We start from the raw sequence: 16,856 nt of genomic DNA on the forward strand, positions 1-16,856 counted from the left end.
CAGCCTTGCTCCCCCAACTCAAGTCGCATTTATGAATAATTAGTCAAAAATGTGCTTATCTGAACAGCATTGCGCCTCTCGGCGGGTTTTTCATTGCATCGGACTGCGGGTCGATTACTCGGCCTGGGCTGCCTGGATGCCGGTCAGGGCGATGGTGTAGACGATGTCGTCCACCAGGGCGCCGCGGGAGAGGTCGTTGACCGGCTTGCGCATGCCTTGCAGCATGGGACCGATGGAGACCAGCTCGGCGGAGCGCTGTACCGCCTTGTAGGTGGTGTTGCCGGTGTTCAGGTCCGGGAACACGAACACGGTGGCCTTGCCGGCAACCGGGGAGTTCGGTGCCTTGGACTTGGCGACGTTCTCCATGATGGCCGCATCGTACTGAAGCGGGCCGTCGATGATGAGGTCGGGACGCTTGGCCTTGGCCAGCTCGGTCGCTTCACGCACCTTCTCCACGTCCGCGCCGGCGCCGGAGGTGCCGGTGGAGTAGGAGATCATGGCCACGCGCGGCTCGATGCCGAAGGCGGCGGCGGAGTCGGCGGACTGGATGGCGATCTCGGCCAGCTGCTCGGCAGTGGGATCCGGGTTGATGGCGCAGTCACCGTAGACCAGCACCTGATCCGGCAGCAGCATGAAGAAGATGGAGGAGATCAGGGAAGAGCCCGGGGCGGTCTTGATGATCTGCATCGGCGGACGGATGGTGTTGGCAGTGGTGTGCACCGCACCGGACACCAGACCGTCTACCTCGTTGCGCTCCAGCATCATGGTACCCAGTACCACGTTGTCTTCCAGCTGCTCGCGGGCAACCACTTCGGTCATGCCCTTGTTCTTGCGCAGCTCGACCAGACGAGCCACATAGCGCTCGCGCACGGCAACCGGATCGATGATCTCGACGCGGTCGGTCAGGATCACGCCCTGCTGTTCAGCGACGCGGCGGATCTCTTCCGGGTTGCCCAGCAGCACCGGACGGGCGATACCGCGCTCGGCACAGATGGCGGCCGCCTTGATGGTGCGCGGCTCTTCCCCTTCCGGCAGCACGACGCGCTTGTTGGCCTGACGGGCCAGCTCGGTCAGCTGATAGCGGAAGGCCGGCGGGCTCAGGCGACGGGAGCGGGTGGACTTGGCGGAGAGGGACTCGATCCAGTGCTTGTCGATGTGACCAGCAACGTAGTCTTGCACCAGCTCGATACGCTCGCGGTCATCTTCCGGGATGTCGACGTTGAAGTTCTGCAGGCTGACAGCGGTCTGCCAGGTGTTGGTGCCGGTGATCATGATCGGCAGACCGGTGGCCATGGCCTGTTGGCACAGGGCCATCACCTGGGGTTCCGGATGGTAGTTGCCGGTCAGCAGCAAGGCACCCAGTTTGACGCCGTTCATGGCGGAGAGGCAGGCGGAGACGATGACGTCGGAACGGTCGCCGGAGGTTACCAGCAGGCTGCCCGGACGGAAGTGCTCGATCATGTTGTGGATGGAGCGGGCGCAGAAGGTCACGGTCTGCAGGCGGCGGCTTTCCAGCTCACCCTTGTTGATGATCTTGGCGGCCAGGTGCTTGGCGAGATCCTTGGCGCGCGGTGCGATCAGCTGGGTGTTCCAGGGGATGCAGCCGAGGATGCGCAGCGGGCTCTTGCCGAAGACCTGCAGCACTTCCAGGTTGTGGCCGGTGTCGGCGCCGTGGTGGTGCGCTTCGAACATCTCGGTCAGGTCGGGACGGGTCACGCCGTGCTCGTCAACCGGGGCACCCACCTTGTTGATGACGCAGCCCACGATGCGCGGGTTGTTGACGCCACCGAAGTTGGAGCAGGCCAGCTCGATGCGCTCTTTGAGCTTCTGGCTGGAGTCGTTGCCCGGATGGGTCACGAACACCATGTCGGCGTCCAGCGCCTTGGCGACGTCGTAGTTCAGCTTGTTGGCAAAGGGTTGCTTGTCGGTCGGAACCAGGCCCTCGATCACCACCACTTCGGCACCGCTGGTCTTCACGTGCTCTTCGAAGCGGGCCACGATCTCTTCCAGCAGGATGTCGGTGTTGCTGGAGGTGATCATGTTCTCGGCGTAGGAGAGGGCGAACGGCTCGGGCGGGTTGATGTTGGCAGCGGCGCGGATCACGGCGGTGGAGCGCTCGGTACCGGTTTCACCCGGACGCGGCTGGGCGACCGGTTTGAAGAAGCTGACATTGACACCGTGACGTTCCATGGCGCGAACGACGCCAAGACTCACGGAGGTTACGCCGACACCAGTGCCGACCGGGATGAGCATAATAGTGCGTGCCACTTATTACCCCTTGTTCATTTTTTGGGATCAGGAAAAGGCCGCCCTGGGGCGGCCTTGCTCTACAGCTAATTTATGCGCCGACCAGTTCCAGCGCGTCGTGGGCGATGACCCACTCTTCGTTGGTCGGGATAACCAGGGCCTTGGTGGAACCAGCCTTGGTGATCTCGCCGCCCTTGCCGAAGCGAGCCTTCAGGTTGGCGTCGTGGTCGACGTCAAAGCCCAGCAGGCCCAGCTTGTTCAGGGTGATCTCACGGATCGGGGCGGAGTTCTCGCCGATGCCGCCGGTGAAGACCACGGCATCCAGACGACCGTCCATGGCGGCGGCGTAGGCACCGATGTACTTGGCCAGACGGTAGCAGTACACGTCCATGGCGCGCTTGGCTTCTTCCTTGCTGTCGTAGTTGTCTTCAACGAAACGGCAGTCGGAGGTGACTTCGGTCAGACCCTGCAGGCCGGATTCCTTGGTCAGCATGGTGTTGATCTCGGCAACGCTCATGCCCAGCTTGTCGTGCAGGAAGAAGATGATGGCCGGATCGATGTCACCGGAACGGGTACCCATCACCAGGCCTTCCAGCGGGGTCAGGCCCATGGAGGTGTCGACGGACTGGCCGTTCTTGATGGCGCAGACGGAGCCGCCGTTGCCCAGGTGGCAGTTGATGATGTTGAGCTCTTCCACCGGCTTGTTCAGCTGCTTGGCCGCTTCCAGGCTGATGTAGTAGTGGCTGGTGCCGTGGGCGCCGTAGCGACGGATGCCGTTCTCTTTGTAGAGCTTGTACGGCAGGGCGTACAGGAAGGCTTCTTCCGGCATGGTCTGGTGGAAGGCGGTGTCGAACACGGCGACGTTCTTCTCGGCCAGTTCCGGGAAGACCTTCAGGGCGGCACGGATACCGATCAGGTGAGCCGGGTTGTGCAGCGGTGCGTAAGGAATGGCGGCTTCGATGCCGGCAATGACGTCATCACAGATGCGAACGGAGGAGGTGAAACGCTCGCCGCCGTGTACCACGCGGTGGCCGATGGCGATCAGGTTCTTGGACAGTTCCGGGTTGAGCGGCAGGATCTTGTGAACGATGAAGTCCAGCGCTTCCTGGTGAGCGGCACCGGCACCCAGATCAGCGTTGCCTTTCTCGCCGTTCAGCTTCCACTTGATGCGGGCGTCGTCGAGGTTGAAGCATTCGGCCAGGCCGGACAGCAGGTCATCACCGGTGGTTGCGTCAATGACAGCAAACTTCAGGGACGAGCTGCCACAGTTAAGAACAAGAACCAGCTTACTCATGAATAAATCCTATCGCAGATTGGGTTGGGTTGGAGGATGCGCCGGACGCGGTGCGTCCAAAAACTATCAACTTATCCTTATGAGGGTTGGCAATCTGTTGCTTGCCCCTTGTATAGTGATACAAGACCCGAAATTCAGACGTCCCTGACTGGTCAGTGGCCGTGCCCCAGCGTAAAAATGGGCGTACAAAGGATAACCTGATTGTTGAAAAATAACAAAGTCATCCTCAACCTTTGTTATTGCCTCTCAAATATTGTCGAGGTTTTGCCGTTAATGCGTTCGAAAAGAGCTCGGAGGTAGCATGAGCATGAACATTTTTGGAACTAAATTACAGCAAGGCCGTCATTATATGACTCTTTGGCCGCGCCGTCCCGAGCTTAATTCCATGTTCCCGGAGAATCGGGTGATCAGGGCCACCGAGTTCGCCCTCAAGGTGATCCCGGCACTGGCGGTGCTCAGCGTCATGGTGCAGTTCCAGTTTGGCGAGCTTCATTACTGGCCCTCCGTGATGGCGTCCGTGCTCTTCCTGCTCAGCCTGCCGCTGCAAGGGTACTACTGGCTCGGCCAGCGCGCCGATACCCGCCTGCCCCCCTCCCTCGCCACCTGGTATCGGGAGATAAACGGCAAGATGAACGAGCAGGGCGGTCAACGTCAGCTGGTGGCCCGTCCCCGCTACGAAGAGCTGGCCGATACCCTCAACGCCGCCTTCAAGCAGCTGGACAAATCCTTCCTCTACGAATGACTTTCCGAAGTCAGACTGACGACAAAGGCGCCCTCAGGCGCCTTTTTCACATTCAGGCGGCCAGCACCTTGCTGATCTCCTGGATGGAGAGCTTGTACTGACGGGGGCACTGACGCCAGACCGCCAGCATGCGCTGGTACTTGTCCCGCATGGCGATGTCGCTGGAGAGCTCGTCGCAGGGGCAGGGCAGTTCGGGGAAGCGCTTGTCCACTTCCAGCAGGAAGCAGACGTAATCCGCCAGTTCCCGCTCCTGGCTGCGGCTGTAGCCGTTGAAGGCAAGGCGGCTCTCGTTGACATCGGCCCGAGCGCTGGCATCCAGGTTGCCCCAGGAGATGGCCAGTGCATGGTGCAGCTCCAGAGTGTCCAGCACCTCCTGGCAGGTGGCGAGATCCAGATGGCCGAAGCTCTTCTCCAGCTCGAGGATCTGCAGGCAGTAGCCGCGCTCGACGATGGTGCTGGCACGCTGGTAAAACGCCGCCTTTTCCGGATTGAGTTTGGCCAGGATCTCGTACTGGTTGCTCAGGATCAGGCGTTCGGTGTGGCTCATGTTCATGGGCTGTCTCGCTGGAAAATGAATCTGGGGTCACGTTAACCCATATCCAGGATGAATTTTTTGATCTGAGAGGGGAGGTTGGCGAGAAAAGGGGGGAAGAGGCGCCCTGGTGAGCCGCCAGAGAGTGGGGGCTGATGCCGTGGTGAAACGAGCAGGGCCCGCCATGGCGAGCCCTGCAACAATGCCGCTGGTGGCTTACCCCTTGACGAGGTTGAGCACCACCTGATGGTGATCGCTGGTCTTGAACTTGTCGAAGCGATGGGCAACCTTGCCCTCTTCGTCGATGAGGAAACTCAGGCGATGGATGCCGTCATACTCCTTGCCCATGAACTTCTTCGGACCCCAGACGCCAAAGGCATCGGCCACCGCGTGATCCTCATCGGCCAGCAGGCGGAAGTTGAGGTTGTCGCGCTCCTCGAACTTTTTCAGGCGCTTGGCGCTGTCAGGGCTGATGCCGAGCACCACCACATTGAGGGCAGCCAGCTCGCTATTGACGTCGCGCAGACCGCAGGCCTGGGTGGTGCAACCCGGGGTCATCGCCTTGGGATAGAAATAGATCAGCACCTTCTTGCCGCGCAGGTCGGCGAGGCGAACCTGATTGCCGTCCTGATCGGAGAGGGAGAAATCGGGGGCCTGGGTACCAGCTTCTAGTGGTGACATGGGGTCTCCTCGGATAAACGCCGTCAGGCGTACTTGTGATTGACGATGAATTCGAACGACTCGGCGCCCAGTCCACGACAGAAATCGGCGAAGGCTGTCTTCGAGCCAGGCTCTTCTCCCTGCTTGGAGAGATTCAACTGAAAGTTCGCCTTGAGCAGGTTGAAGGGCTGCTGTTCCAGGGTGATGGTCTGCATGGCCTGGATGTCCCAGCCGTGATCGCTGAAGAACTGGGTGCACTGACTTACGATGCCCGGCTGATCCCGGATCAGCACCTCTGCGCTGGCGCTGATGTCATATTGCAGGGAGTGGTGGCGCTCGGTGCGTTTCATCATGGTGATGAGATCCCACTCCTGGCTGCGCAGTGGGAGGCTGATTTCCAGTTGCATCAGGCTGTTCCAGTCACCGGACAGCAGCATGATGAAGGTGAATTCGTTGCCGAAGATGCCAAGACGGCTGTCGACAATGTTGCAACCGCAGCCACTGACGTGACGGGTCACCTCATTGACGATGCCAGGCCTGTCCGTGCCGATGGCCGTTACGACCAGGTAGTGAGTCATAAATCGTCTCTCGTCCATTATTGAGAATGCGTTGACCGCGGGGGCCGGCACCCTGCCGTGAGGCCTCTTGTGCGCGCGTGCATTCATACGTTTTGTGCCGGATGGTAACACGGCTTGTCCCGTGCCTCCCTTGTTTTTCAAAAGGGGCAGCTTTACCATTACGCCCCTGAAAATCGGGAGAATTATCCATGTTACGCGGTAGTATTGTTGCGCTCGTTACCCCCATGCTGCGTTCGGGCGACATCGATTGGGTCAGTCTGGCAGCGCTGGTGGAATATCATGTGGATGCCGGGACCAGCGCCATCGTCGCCGTGGGAACCACGGGAGAGTCGGTCACCCTGAGCGAGCAGGAACATATCGCCGTGGTTGAGAAGACGGTGGAATACGCCGCCGGACGCATTCCCGTCATCGCGGGCTGCGGCTCCAACAATACTGCTCATGCCATCGCCCTCTCCCGGCGTTTCGCCACCATGGGCGTGGTGGCGGGTCTCTCGGTTACCCCCTATTACAACAAACCCACCCAGGAAGGCCTCTATCGTCACTATTGTGCGATCGCCGAGGCTAGTGGTCTGCCTCAAATTCTCTATAATGTGCCCGGTCGCACCTGCTGTGACCTCAAACCCGAGACGGTGGCCCGTCTGGCCAAGGTGCCCGGCATCATAGGTTTGAAAGAAGCGACTGGCGATCTTGGCCGTACTCCGCTGCTGCGCGAACTGTGCGGGCCGGATTTTGCGCTTTATAGTGGCGATGACGCCAGCGGATGTGATTTTATGCTGCAAGGGGGCGATGGTGTCATTTCGGTCACCACCAATATTGCGGCGCCCCAGATGGCCGACATGTGTCGTGCTGCCCTGGCCGGTGATGCCGGGCAGGCTCATGACATCAACAATCGATTGATGCCGTTGCATCAGACTCTGTTCTGTGAACCGAGTCCCATCCCGGTGAAATGGGCCTGTGCCCGGCTGGGATTGATGGCGACGGCGACCTTGCGTCTGCCCCTGACCGATCTCACCCCCGAGGGGGAAGCGGCGATGGCGCGAGCACTGACGACTGCGGAGTTGATGGCGAGTGTTTAAAGCAAATGGAAAGGGAAATGCAGTGCGCCTGGTACTGAGTGTCGCGACGGTGGCCGTGCTGGCTGCCTGCAGCTCACCCCAGGAACGCAAAATGGCCAACCGTGGCTTCGAGTATGAAGAGAGCCGCCTCGAAGGCCGCGCCTTCCTTGTGCCCGCCGGGTTGAGTACCCCCGCCTTTAACAGCAATTTCGACATTCCGGCCCTGCCCGAGAGCAGCCGTGAGGGCGCCCTCGGGGCCAAGGTGGACGTGCGTCCGCCCGCCCAGTTGCTCACCGTGGTGCCGGGCAGCCAGGTGGTGGCCAATGCCAGCGAGCCAACCGTCGCCTTCTATGCCCTCAGCACCTCCCAGAGCGTGGAGCGCGATACCTGGGCCTTCCTGATGAACTTCCTGGCCGAACACAAGGTCACCACCGAGAAGCTGGATCAACAGGACGGCGTCTTGCAGACCGGCTGGTTTGACAACTCAGCGGTGCTCGATGGCTGGGCGGAAGATGACGATGACTTCAAGATCCGTCAGCGTTACCAGTTCACCCTGCGCAACGATGTGCAGCGTCACGCCATCAAGATGTCGGTACGGGTGCTGGATCACGAAGAGACCATCGACGGCGAGACCAGCACTGTGCTGACGCCGGCGGACGCCCAGCGTTATGCCACCCGCGCCCTGAACCAGTTTTCCCTCTATTACGACAAGCAGCTCAAGGCCCGTGAACAGCACAAGTCCAGCGATGGCATGGGGCTGGAGCTGGGTCTGGACAACAACGAGCTGAGCGCCTGGATTGCCGAAGGGTCGTTTGACCAGGTGTGGCGCCGCCTCAATCAGGTGCTGCCTGCCTATGGTTTCACCATCAAGGACACCCAGCAGTCCCTGGGCTGGATCGACGTGGAGTACGACGAGCCGGACAGCGAGTTCTGGAAGGCCAAGGGAGCGGAGCCCTTCAAGCTCGAGGAAGACAAGTATCGCTTCCAGCTCGGCGAGATGACGGGCGGCAAGACCTCCATCACCCTGTTCGACAAGGACAAGAAACCTGTCGCATCCGGTGTCGTCTCCCAGATGTACATCAGCCTGTCCGAGGCCTTTGCCAAGGGCTTGGCCGATCAGGGGGCGAAGTAAGCATGGAAACAGGGGCCTCGCGCCCCTGTTTTGTTATGTCCGGGTTGCCGCAGGGCCAGCGTGCCGAGCCGGTTGCCCCGGGCCTGAGTACCTGATGATGTGAATCCCCCACAGACAGGGGTCTGGTGCCCCTGCCTAACTAGTCCCACAACAGGAAGTGTTATTAGCCATGAGTCTTGCAGATCAAGTATTGGCGGTGAACGACGATTTGCCGATCCGTACCGATAAACCTGTCCATTCCGGCAAAGTGCGCAGCGTCTACTGGTTGACCCCGGCAGACAGTGCCCGGCTCATTCGGGAGAAAGGCTATGATGTGCCGGCCGATACGCCCCTGGCCCTCATGGTGATCAGTGATCGCATCTCGGCTTTCGACTGCATCTGGCAAGGGGTGGACGGTCTGAACGGCGTGCCGGGCAAGGGCGCGGCGCTCAATGCCATCTCCAGCCACTGGTTCAAGCTGTTCAAGGAGCAGGGGCTGGCGGACAGCCACATCCTGGACATCCCGCACCCCTTCGTCTGGATCGTGCAAAAAGCCCGTCCCGTGATGATCGAGGCGATTGCCCGCCAGTACATCACCGGCTCCATGTGGCGTGCCTACAAGGATGGTGAGCGGGAATTCTGCGGCATCACCCTGCCGGAAGGGCTCAAGAAGGATCAGAAGCTGCCCGAGATCCTCATCACCCCGTCCACCAAGGGGATCCTCAAGGGGCTGGATGGCGTGCCGGAAGCGGACGACGTCAACGTCTCCCGCGGCGACATCGAGCGCCACCATCAGGCCTTCGGCTTCCGCTCCCCGGCGGACATCGACCGCTACGAGGCGCTGCTCAAAGAGGGCTTCAACGTCATCAGCGAGGCGCTGGCTGCCCTGGATCAGGTCTTCGTCGACACCAAGTTCGAATTCGGTTACGTGACCGATGCCGCCGGTCGCGAGAAGCTCATCTACATGGATGAAGTGGGCACCCCCGACAGCTCCCGCATCTGGGACGGCGCAGCCCTTCGCGGCGGCGAGATCATCGAGAAGTCCAAAGAGGGCTTCCGCCAGTGGCTGCTGAACCACTTCCCGGATCCGGACATCCTGCTCAACAAGAACCGCATGCCCGAGCGCTTCGCCCTGGCCCGTGACAACAAGCTGCCCACCGAGGTGATGATGGATATCTCCCGCACCTATGTGGGGATCGCCGAGAAGATCATCGGTCAGCCGCTGGTACGCAGTGCCAATCCGAAACAGGAGATCATCGAGGTACTGCGGGAGCAGTACGGCCTGATCGACTGAGGCCGACCGCTTTTTTTGCCGCAGGCGAACAAACGTTTGCCGGTGGCAGGGGAGGCGCTTGCAACGCAGATGACAAAACGGGCCCCATGACGGGGCCCGTTTTCATTGGGTTGTCCGGAGCGCTCAGCCATTGACCCGGAAGATCTGGCCGGTCTGTACCCCCAGTACCGATTTCTTGTAGGCCTGGGCCACCCGGGCGGCGGGTACCGGCACGAAACCCGGGAAGAAGTCGGCATACTTGCCCATGGACTCTTCCAGCACGGTGGGGCTCACCACGTTGATGCGAATGCCCCTTGGCAGCTCGCAGGCGGCACCTTTCACGAAGTGCTCGATGGCACCGTTGATGGTGGTGGCGCTCACCCCCCAGTGGATGGGCTCCTCGCTCAGAATGCCGCTGATGAGGGTGATGGAGCCACGGTCGCTCAGGTGGGCAATAGCGGCCCGGGTCAGGTTGATCTGGCCCATCAGCTTGCTCTGAAGCCCCACCTGCCACTGCTCGTCCGTCATCTCGGTCAGGGCATTGAAGGCGACGCTGCCGCTGGCGACCACCAGGGCATCGAAGGACCCGACCTGCTCGAAGAGCGCCCGGATGGAGGCGGGGTCGCGCATGTCCACTCTGGCATCCCCCTGGCTGTGACCGACCCGGATCACCTGGTGATCCTGGGCAAGCAGTTCGCTGACGGCGGCGCCAATGGTGCCGGAGGCACCCACAATCACAATCTTCATATCTATCGCTCCTGGTTGAGATGAGTTGATGATAGCGGGATAAAAAGGGAGAAAAAGCGCTTATGATGAACCCATTGTTTCTATATTTGTGCTAATGATGGATATCACTCACCTGGCCAGTTTCTATGAAGTGGTGCAGCGGGGCAGTTTCTCCGCCGCTGCCGATGCCCTGGGGGTGAGCAAGGGGATGCTGAGTCGCCATGTCAGCGCCCTGGAGTCCGCCCTCAATGCCCAGCTGCTCCAGCGCACGACCCGCAGACTCAGCCTGACCGAGGCGGGGAGGGTGCTTCACCAGCAGGCCGGCGAGATCTTCGCCCTGGCCCGGGAGGCGGAGGAGGGGATCCGCGCCCTGACCGAGGAGGACAGCGGCCGCTTGCGCTTCACCTGCCCGGTCAGCACGGGGGACCGCATGGTGAGCGAACTGCTCGCCCGTTTTGCCGAGCTGTGCCCCGGCGTCCAGGTCGAGCTCAACTTCACCAATGCCATGATCGACATGAGCCAGGGGGAGAATGACATCGCCCTGCGGGCCATGGAGCTGATCCCCGACAACCTGGTGGCCCTGCCGCTCGGCAGGCTCAAGGATGTGGTGGTGGCAAGCCCCGCCCTGCTGGCCCGGGAGGGGATCCCCGCCACTCCCTATGAGCTGGGGGGGCGCTCCTGCCTGCTGCAGGGCCACAACCCGGACTGGGAGCAGTGGCACTTTCGCCAGGGGGAGGAGGAGGCGCACATCCTGGTGCAGGGGCGAGTGCGGGCCAACCACTACAGCACCCTGCTGCAACTGGCCCGGGCGGGCATGGGCTTTGCCAAGTGTCCACTGATGCTGGTGGAGGCCAGCCTGGCCCGAGGGGAGCTGGTGGCCGTGCTGACGGAGTGGCAGACCGGCCTGCACCCGATCCATGTGCTGCACGCCCAGCAGCGCCGGGTGCCGAGCAAGATCCGGCTGTTCAAGCAGGTGCTGGCCCAGTGGTTTGCCGAGCGGCCCCATTATCTGCTGGGGTGAGCCTGCATCCCGTTATTTTTCTGTCATCTGGGGCTGCTACCCTGCGCCCTTCATCTCGAAAGGAGAGTCAGGGAATGAAGCGTCATCAGGGTTGGGCAGGGGTTGCGCTGCTGTGCTGCGGCGGTGTGCAGGCCGAGGTCAGGGTCGAGGTGCCCCGGGATTTCCAGATCCTGGCAGTGAGCGCAGGCAAGGTGCAGGACGAGCAGCACGCCGTGCTGGCCGACGGAGAGCAGCAACTGCTGGTGCGCTACGAGGGGGTGATCCCGAGTCGCAACAGCAGCGACAACGATCGCCAGGTTCGCTCCGAGCCCCAGGTGCTTCGCTATGAGGCCCGCGGGCAGTCGGTGCGCCTGCAGGCTCCCGTGCCTGCGGACGAGGCCGGGATGGAACGCTACGCCAGGGCCCCTGTCCTGGGCCTGGTGGCGGGGGGACAGCCCCTCGAGGTGCGCCAGGATACGCTGGTGGTGCAGGGGATGCAGATCGGCATGGACTGGCATGCCAGGCTGATGGAGTACAACCGTGGCGAGGGGCCTGCCGTGCTCGCCGGTGCGGCGGATGTGGCTGCGGCCGCCGTGGCGACGCCCCGGGCCTCCTCCGTGCCGGCCAGCGCCCTGGAAGGGCAGTTGCAACAGCTTTTCCTGCAGGCGGACCCCGCGCTTCGCAAGCGCTTCATCGGTTGGGCCGTGCCGCGCCTTTAAGTTTGCTCCCCGTTGCAGTAACGTGGGCACATCTTTGATTCCCGATGTGCCCATGTTGATCAGCGAGGCCCCCATGTTTGAATTGCACCCCCGCCTTCAGGCGGATACCCGGATACTCGGGGATCTGCCCCTGTGCCGCGTCCTGCTGGCCAAAGACAGCCAGTATCCCTGGCTGATTCTGGTGCCCCGGGTCGCCAACCTGCGGGAGATCCATCATCTGGCCCCCGAGCAGCAACAGCAGTTGATGCAGGAGTCCTGCGCCGTCGCCACCCTGATGGAGCGGGCACTCGGCCCGGACAAGATCAACGTGGCGGCCCTCGGCAATCTGGTGCCTCAGCTGCACCTGCACCACGTGGCCCGCTTCAGCTCGGATGCGGCCTGGCCCGGTCCCATCTGGGGTGCCTGTCCCGCCATTCCCTATGAGGAGCAGGCCTTGCAAGGGGCGGCTGCCAGTTGGCAAACCCGTCTGGCTACCCTGGATGGATTTCAGCCATTTCTGACTGATAATCCAGTCAAGTGAGAGGTGGCTCGCGCTTTGGGCACCGGGATCACGCAATCTGTTAGCGTATCGCGCCGGTGCATGGTGACATGGGCGACACGAGTGACAGCCCCATTATTTCGATCAGCAGGAAGGTTCCATGATAGTGACAAGATCCGAGGATGATGCCGTATTGACCACAGAGGACGTACTGCTGAGCCTGTGCAATTCGGTGACGAGCGTATTGAGTGCGGCGACCCAGACCCAGGTGCGCTTCTCCGGCATGGTGCAGCGGATCAGCAAGACCTGCCTCAAGCCTGACATCGGCTGTTTCGTGCTGTTTGACGGCGGCTTCTCCGGGCTGGTGGTGATCAACTTCTCCGCCGCCGCGGCCATGGAGCTCTACCAGAGCTACATGCTGAGCATGGGGCTCTCCAAGGAGGATCTTGCCATCTCCCACACCTCGGACGAGGTGAGCAACGTCATGGGCGAGCTGATGAACCAGATCGTCGGCAGCTTCACCACCAAGGTGGGGCGCGAGCTGCAGACCCACATCACCCAGAACCAGCCCAAGATGCTGGCGCTCAACAAGCAGGTGATGCTGAGCGTCGACACCAACCTCGACAATCCCGAGACCCGCCGGGTGACCTTCTTCACCGCCAGCAACAACATCTTCTATCTGGAGCTGGCCATGGACAAGACGGAGTTTATCCGGATCCATGATGGCGGCGTGCAGGAGGAGGTGGATCCCGACGAGCTGATCGCCCAGGCCAAGCAGTCAGCCAAACCGGCACCGGCGGCCGCGCCGGCGAGCAACGAGCACGACGATCTGCTGGATTCCCTCGGCATCTGATGGTCGAGGGTTGTGCAAATGAAGAGGCCACCCCGGGGGTGGCCTCCTTGCTTGGGGCGGGTCAGAAGTTGTAAAGCAGCCCGGTACTGAAGCGAAGCGCCTCGGCATCGTAGAAGTCGATGTCGGAGTCGGCGCTGGAGTAGGCCGCGGTGAAGGTGGCGGCAAGGGGTTTGATGCCGAACAGGTTGTGCCAGAAGAAGGTGCCATTGAGGGCGAACTCGCTGGCATCGGCGCGCTGGCCGAACAGGGGATTCGCCTCGTCATACTTGCGCTTGCCGGCGTAGAGGTTGCTCACGATGGACCACTGGGAGGCGCGCTTGGCATAGGTCAGCTGCAGACCGGTGTTCTTGAAGCTCTCCGCACTCCCGTCCAGGCGGGCCTCCTTGTAGAGGAAGGCGGGCTCCAGCAGCTGGTCGCCGCCGAAGTGGTACTGGTAGGAGACAGCCAGGTCGTGGACCTTGCCGTTGCGGCTCAGCATGGAGGCGTAGTGGGTGCCGTGGGTCAGGTCATATTGCTGGCCGCTGCGCTCCTCGTCGAGCTCCACTTCCCGGCTGGTCAGGGTGGCGTAGACGTTGCTGCCCCAGATCCTGTCCCAGGCAAAGCGCACCCCTTTCGAGGTGAGATCGGTGGCGCTGCGGTCCACGCCGGTGGCGAAGGGATCGCTCCACACTTCCACCGGCATGAGGTTGAACACCAGGGAGGTGGCGACGATACCCTTGTCACCCATCTCCTGGCGCAGACCGAGTTGCTGGGTAAAGTCGAAGCGCACCGCGTCCTGGATGAGGTTGCCGAGGAAGACCTGGGTGCGGGTATCGGCGAAGGTGTAGCGGATATCGGCATTGAGCAGCGGGCTCAGACCGCTTTCGCGGCCGGGGGAGCCCAGATCATCGATACGGCTGTTGCTGTCGTCACCGGCATAGAAGTTGGACTTGTGGCTGCCGGCATTGACCCCGCCCAGCAGAAAACCGGACCAGCCGGTCTGGCGGGGGATCTCCCCCAGATCGGCGTGGGCGGTGGTGGCGACCAGCAGGCCAAGGCTCAACAGAACATGATTTCGCATCGGGTATGCTCCTGACATAACGAATGAGAAGGGTGACAGTGCGCCCCGGTATCCCGGTGGAACCGATGCTGACTGAAGCATGGCAGGCATGCTACCCCAGCCGGAGTGTGACGTTAATCAATAATTGAATACGCGACGGACAAGAGTTCATGGCGCCGTACTGGTATCCTGTTTGCGCAAGAAAAGGGGAGAAAACAACGAGATGAAGCAGATCAAATCCTGGGCGCAATATTACGTCGACCTGATGACCAAGCTGGGACTGGTGCGCTTCAGCATGTTCCTGGCCACCGCCATCATAGTGCTGGCCGTGTCGATCCAGATGGGGGTGACCCTGTTTTTGCGCGGCACCGTGGACATCGTCGACCTGGTGCGCTCTGTCTTCTTCGGCCTGCTGGTGACCCCCTGGGCCGTCTATTTTCTCTCCATCGTGGTGGATCAGCTGGAGGACTCCCGCCAACGGCTGACCCGGATGGTGCGCAAGTTGCAAGACATGCGCGAGCGGGATCTCGAGCTCAACAGCCAGTTGCAGGAGAACATCAGCCGGCTCAACGCCCAGATCGCCGAGACCAACCGGGCCGAGACCCTGCGCCAGCAAGCCATCGAGGATCTCGAAAACGAAGTGTTCCAGCGGGAGAAGGCCCAGCTGCATCTGGGGGAGCGTACCGCCCTCTTGCGCTCCTTCATCGACTGCTCCCCCGATCTGGTCTATTACCGCAACGAGGACGAGCAGTTCTCCGGTTGCAACCGCGCCATGGAGGAGCTCACCGGCAAGGTGGAAGCGGAACTCATCGGCCTGACCCCGTTCGATGTCTACAAGCACGACATCGCCAGCAAGGTGGTGGAGACCGACAAGCAGGTCTTCGCCCAGAACGAGCCGCTCACCTATGAGCAGTGGCTGGAGTATCCCGATGGCCGCAAGGCCTACTTCGAGCTGCGCAAGGTGCCCTTCTTCGACCGCTTCGGCAAGCGGCTCGGCCTGCTCGGCTTTGGTCGCGACATCACCGAGCGCAAGCAGTACCAGGACAAGCTGGAGAAGGCGAGTCGGGACAAGACCACCTTCATCTCCACCATCAGCCACGAGCTGCGCACCCCGCTCAATGGCATCGTGGGCCTGAGCCGGATGCTGATGGATACGCCCCTCGATGCCAGACAGCAGCAGCAGCTCAAGACCATCCACCTGAGCGCGGTGACGCTCGGCAACATCTTCAACGACATCATCGATCTGGACAAGCTCGACCGTCGCCGGCTGGAGATTGCGCCGGCTCCGCTGGATTTGCCCGCCTTCCTCGACGAGCTGGAGACGCTGTCGCGCATCCAGGCGGAGCAGAAGGGGCTCTACCTGCACTTCGACCGGGACGGCGACATGCCCCAGTTCGTGATGGCGGACGGCACCCGGCTGCGTCAGGTGCTGTGGAACCTGGTGGGCAATGCGGTCAAGTTCACCGATGAAGGGGGCGTCACCATACGCTGTCTCGCCCACGCCGCTGATGAACCGGGCAAGCTGGCGCTGCACTTCGAGGTGGAAGACACCGGGGTCGGCATTCCCCGTGCCCAGCAGGAGAAGATCTTCGCCATGTACTATCAGGTGCAGGGCAAGAAGCACGCCACCGGTACCGGCATCGGTCTTGCGGTCTCCCGCCAGCTGGTGCAGGCCATGGGCGGTCAACTCTATGTGGACAGCGACCCGGGCGAAGGCGCCTGCTTCACCGCCGAGCTGGAGGTGGACTGCGTCGAGCCCAGGGCCGCGGCCCCGGAGCCCGAGATGCCCTCCCTCGACATCCTGCTGGTGGAGGATGTGGAGCTGAACGTCACCGTGGCCTGCGCCCTGCTGAACAAGCTCGGCCATCAGGTCAAGGTGGCGCGGGATGGTGCAGAGGCGCTGGCCATGGCCAACCCGGATGATTTCGATCTGATCCTGCTCGACATCCAGCTGCCGGACATGACGGGGTTCGATGTGGCGGAGCAACTGCTCGCGCGCTACGGCGACAGCCTGCCCCCCATGGTGGCGCTCACCGCCAACGCCACCGGCGATCGCCAGTACTACCGGGATCACGGCATGCAGGATGTGATCAACAAGCCGCTGGGCTCCAAGGCGGTGCGGGAGGTGATAGGCCACCTGTTTGCGGATCTTGCCGGGGACGAGGCGGACGAGCAGGACGATGTCCACCATCAGGATGCCCTGCTGGATCTGCCCTTCCTCACCGATTACGCCAGCACGGTCGGCAAGCCGGTGCTGTTCTCCAGCGTCGAGCTGTTCGAGAAGATGATGCCGGACTACATGGCGGTGCTCGACTCCAACATGATTGCCAGGGATCAGGCCGGTGTGGTGGAGGAGGCCCACAAGATCAAGGGGGCGGCGGGCTCCATCGGCCTGCGCCGGTTGCAGCAGACGGCCCAGCTTATCCAGAGCCCGGATCACCCCGCCTGGTGGGAGAACGTGGAAGACTGGATTGAAACCCTGCGCCGGGAATACCCGGGTGACATCGCCCGCCTGCGGCGCTGGCTGCTCTCGTAGACACGACGCCTCA

The 16,856-nt window shown here is 61.9% G+C and carries 16 protein-coding genes; 9 read left to right on the forward strand and 7 right to left on the reverse strand.

The window, feature by feature from the left end; all coding sequences use genetic code 11:
• Nucleotides 1-114: 114 nt before the first annotated feature.
• Nucleotides 115-2,268, reverse strand: coding sequence for a phosphate acetyltransferase (pta, locus tag OKC30_RS02445; RefSeq protein WP_049637125.1), 2,154 nt, complete (start codon nucleotides 2,266-2,268; stop codon nucleotides 115-117).
• A 70-nt stretch (nucleotides 2,269-2,338) separates the two neighbouring features.
• Nucleotides 2,339-3,541, reverse strand: a complete 1,203-nt coding sequence (locus OKC30_RS02450; RefSeq protein WP_010673162.1) for an acetate kinase — start codon at nucleotides 3,539-3,541, stop codon at nucleotides 2,339-2,341.
• Between the two features lie 301 nt (nucleotides 3,542-3,842).
• Here OKC30_RS02450 and yfbV point away from each other — a divergent pair, with 301 nt between their 5' ends.
• Nucleotides 3,843-4,283, forward strand: a complete 441-nt coding sequence (yfbV, locus tag OKC30_RS02455; protein WP_039040944.1) for a terminus macrodomain insulation protein YfbV — start codon at nucleotides 3,843-3,845, stop codon at nucleotides 4,281-4,283.
• A gap of 52 nt (nucleotides 4,284-4,335) precedes the next feature.
• On the opposite strand, the gene OKC30_RS02460 is transcribed toward yfbV, so the two are convergent.
• The 3 genes from OKC30_RS02460 to OKC30_RS02470 all read right to left on the reverse strand — a co-directional run bounded on the left by OKC30_RS02460 (nucleotide 4,336) and on the right by OKC30_RS02470 (nucleotide 6,053).
• Nucleotides 4,336-4,836, reverse strand: a complete 501-nt coding sequence (locus OKC30_RS02460; protein ID WP_039040945.1) for a YfbU family protein — start codon at nucleotides 4,834-4,836, stop codon at nucleotides 4,336-4,338.
• Nucleotides 4,837-5,031: 195 nt separating this feature from the next.
• Entirely contained in the window at nucleotides 5,032-5,496 is a 465-nt protein-coding gene (gene bcp / locus OKC30_RS02465; protein WP_160838214.1) for a thioredoxin-dependent thiol peroxidase, read from the reverse strand.
• A gap of 23 nt (nucleotides 5,497-5,519) precedes the next feature.
• Nucleotides 5,520-6,053 (reverse strand): glycine cleavage system protein R, encoded by a 534-nt coding sequence (locus OKC30_RS02470; RefSeq protein ID WP_010673166.1) that lies wholly within the window; start codon nucleotides 6,051-6,053, stop codon nucleotides 5,520-5,522.
• A 188-nt stretch (nucleotides 6,054-6,241) separates the two neighbouring features.
• Between OKC30_RS02470 and dapA the strand changes: the two genes are divergently transcribed.
• From dapA to OKC30_RS02485, 3 genes are all read left to right on the forward strand, one after another.
• Nucleotides 6,242-7,129, forward strand: coding sequence for a 4-hydroxy-tetrahydrodipicolinate synthase (gene dapA, locus OKC30_RS02475; RefSeq protein ID WP_270661937.1), 888 nt, complete (start codon nucleotides 6,242-6,244; stop codon nucleotides 7,127-7,129).
• On the forward strand, nucleotides 7,122-8,240 hold the full coding sequence (bamC, locus tag OKC30_RS02480; protein WP_270661939.1) for an outer membrane protein assembly factor BamC: 1,119 nt from the start codon (nucleotides 7,122-7,124) through the stop codon (nucleotides 8,238-8,240). Before dapA ends, bamC begins: the two co-directional genes overlap by 8 nt.
• A gap of 169 nt (nucleotides 8,241-8,409) precedes the next feature.
• Nucleotides 8,410-9,513, forward strand: a complete 1,104-nt coding sequence (locus tag OKC30_RS02485) for a phosphoribosylaminoimidazolesuccinocarboxamide synthase (protein WP_039040947.1) — start codon at nucleotides 8,410-8,412, stop codon at nucleotides 9,511-9,513.
• 123 nt (nucleotides 9,514-9,636) lie between these two features.
• Here the strand turns inward: OKC30_RS02485 and OKC30_RS02490 are convergent, their stop codons facing one another.
• Nucleotides 9,637-10,239, reverse strand: coding sequence for a short chain dehydrogenase (locus OKC30_RS02490; protein WP_041211120.1), 603 nt, complete (start codon nucleotides 10,237-10,239; stop codon nucleotides 9,637-9,639).
• A 97-nt stretch (nucleotides 10,240-10,336) separates the two neighbouring features.
• Here OKC30_RS02490 and OKC30_RS02495 point away from each other — a divergent pair, with 97 nt between their 5' ends.
• The 4 genes from OKC30_RS02495 (at nucleotide 10,337) to OKC30_RS02510 (ending at nucleotide 13,268) form a co-directional block, all read left to right on the forward strand.
• Nucleotides 10,337-11,239, forward strand: coding sequence for a LysR family transcriptional regulator (locus OKC30_RS02495; protein WP_160838218.1), 903 nt, complete (start codon nucleotides 10,337-10,339; stop codon nucleotides 11,237-11,239).
• A 74-nt stretch (nucleotides 11,240-11,313) separates the two neighbouring features.
• A complete protein-coding gene (locus OKC30_RS02500; protein ID WP_128296945.1) occupies nucleotides 11,314-11,937 on the forward strand; it encodes a DUF2057 domain-containing protein in 624 nt (207 codons plus the stop codon).
• A 73-nt stretch (nucleotides 11,938-12,010) separates the two neighbouring features.
• The gene (locus OKC30_RS02505; RefSeq protein ID WP_039040966.1) at nucleotides 12,011-12,457 is read left to right on the forward strand and encodes an HIT domain-containing protein; all 447 of its coding nucleotides are present in this window, start codon (nucleotides 12,011-12,013) and stop codon (nucleotides 12,455-12,457) included.
• Between the two features lie 118 nt (nucleotides 12,458-12,575).
• Nucleotides 12,576-13,268 carry a DUF3334 family protein gene (locus tag OKC30_RS02510; protein WP_029313837.1) on the forward strand — a complete coding sequence of 231 codons (693 nt, stop codon included), beginning with the start codon at nucleotides 12,576-12,578 and terminating at the stop codon, nucleotides 13,266-13,268.
• Nucleotides 13,269-13,329: 61 nt separating this feature from the next.
• Here OKC30_RS02510 and OKC30_RS02515 read toward each other — a convergent pair whose 3' ends face one another.
• Nucleotides 13,330-14,328 (reverse strand): DUF2860 family protein, encoded by a 999-nt coding sequence (locus OKC30_RS02515; RefSeq protein WP_042881204.1) that lies wholly within the window; start codon nucleotides 14,326-14,328, stop codon nucleotides 13,330-13,332.
• Between the two features lie 202 nt (nucleotides 14,329-14,530).
• On the opposite strand from OKC30_RS02515, the gene arcB reads away from it, so the two are divergent.
• Complete coding sequence (gene arcB, locus OKC30_RS02520; RefSeq protein ID WP_103244292.1) at nucleotides 14,531-16,843, forward strand: aerobic respiration two-component sensor histidine kinase ArcB; 2,313 nt, start codon at nucleotides 14,531-14,533, stop codon at nucleotides 16,841-16,843.
• The last annotated feature ends 13 nt before the right edge of the window (nucleotides 16,844-16,856 follow it).

Source organism: Aeromonas sp. QDB18, from assembly GCF_027705325.1.
Classification (GTDB): Bacteria; Pseudomonadota; Gammaproteobacteria; order Enterobacterales; family Aeromonadaceae; genus Aeromonas; species Aeromonas caviae.

Excerpts from the sequence above, each read along its gene's own strand:
- OKC30_RS02500 (WP_128296945.1), top strand. The coding sequence starts at position 11,314 with ATGAAGCGTCATCAGGGTTGGGCAGGGGTTGCGCTGCTGTGCTGCGGC.
- dapA (WP_270661937.1), top strand. The coding sequence starts at position 6,242 with ATGTTACGCGGTAGTATTGTTGCGCTCGTTACCCCCATGCTGCGTTCG.
- OKC30_RS02505 (WP_039040966.1), top strand. The coding sequence starts at position 12,011 with ATGTTTGAATTGCACCCCCGCCTTCAGGCGGATACCCGGATACTCGGG.
- OKC30_RS02495 (WP_160838218.1), top strand. The coding sequence starts at position 10,337 with ATGGATATCACTCACCTGGCCAGTTTCTATGAAGTGGTGCAGCGGGGC.
- OKC30_RS02450 (WP_010673162.1), bottom strand. The coding sequence starts at position 3,541 with ATGAGTAAGCTGGTTCTTGTTCTTAACTGTGGCAGCTCGTCCCTGAAG.
- OKC30_RS02490 (WP_041211120.1), bottom strand. The coding sequence starts at position 10,239 with ATGAAGATTGTGATTGTGGGTGCCTCCGGCACCATTGGCGCCGCCGTC.
- OKC30_RS02470 (WP_010673166.1), bottom strand. The coding sequence starts at position 6,053 with ATGACTCACTACCTGGTCGTAACGGCCATCGGCACGGACAGGCCTGGC.
- arcB (WP_103244292.1), top strand. The coding sequence starts at position 14,531 with ATGAAGCAGATCAAATCCTGGGCGCAATATTACGTCGACCTGATGACC.
- yfbV (WP_039040944.1), top strand. The coding sequence starts at position 3,843 with ATGAGCATGAACATTTTTGGAACTAAATTACAGCAAGGCCGTCATTAT.
- OKC30_RS02515 (WP_042881204.1), bottom strand. The coding sequence starts at position 14,328 with ATGCGAAATCATGTTCTGTTGAGCCTTGGCCTGCTGGTCGCCACCACC.
- bcp (WP_160838214.1), bottom strand. The coding sequence starts at position 5,496 with ATGTCACCACTAGAAGCTGGTACCCAGGCCCCCGATTTCTCCCTCTCC.
- OKC30_RS02460 (WP_039040945.1), bottom strand. The coding sequence starts at position 4,836 with ATGAACATGAGCCACACCGAACGCCTGATCCTGAGCAACCAGTACGAG.
- OKC30_RS02510 (WP_029313837.1), top strand. The coding sequence starts at position 12,576 with ATGATAGTGACAAGATCCGAGGATGATGCCGTATTGACCACAGAGGAC.
- OKC30_RS02485 (WP_039040947.1), top strand. The coding sequence starts at position 8,410 with ATGAGTCTTGCAGATCAAGTATTGGCGGTGAACGACGATTTGCCGATC.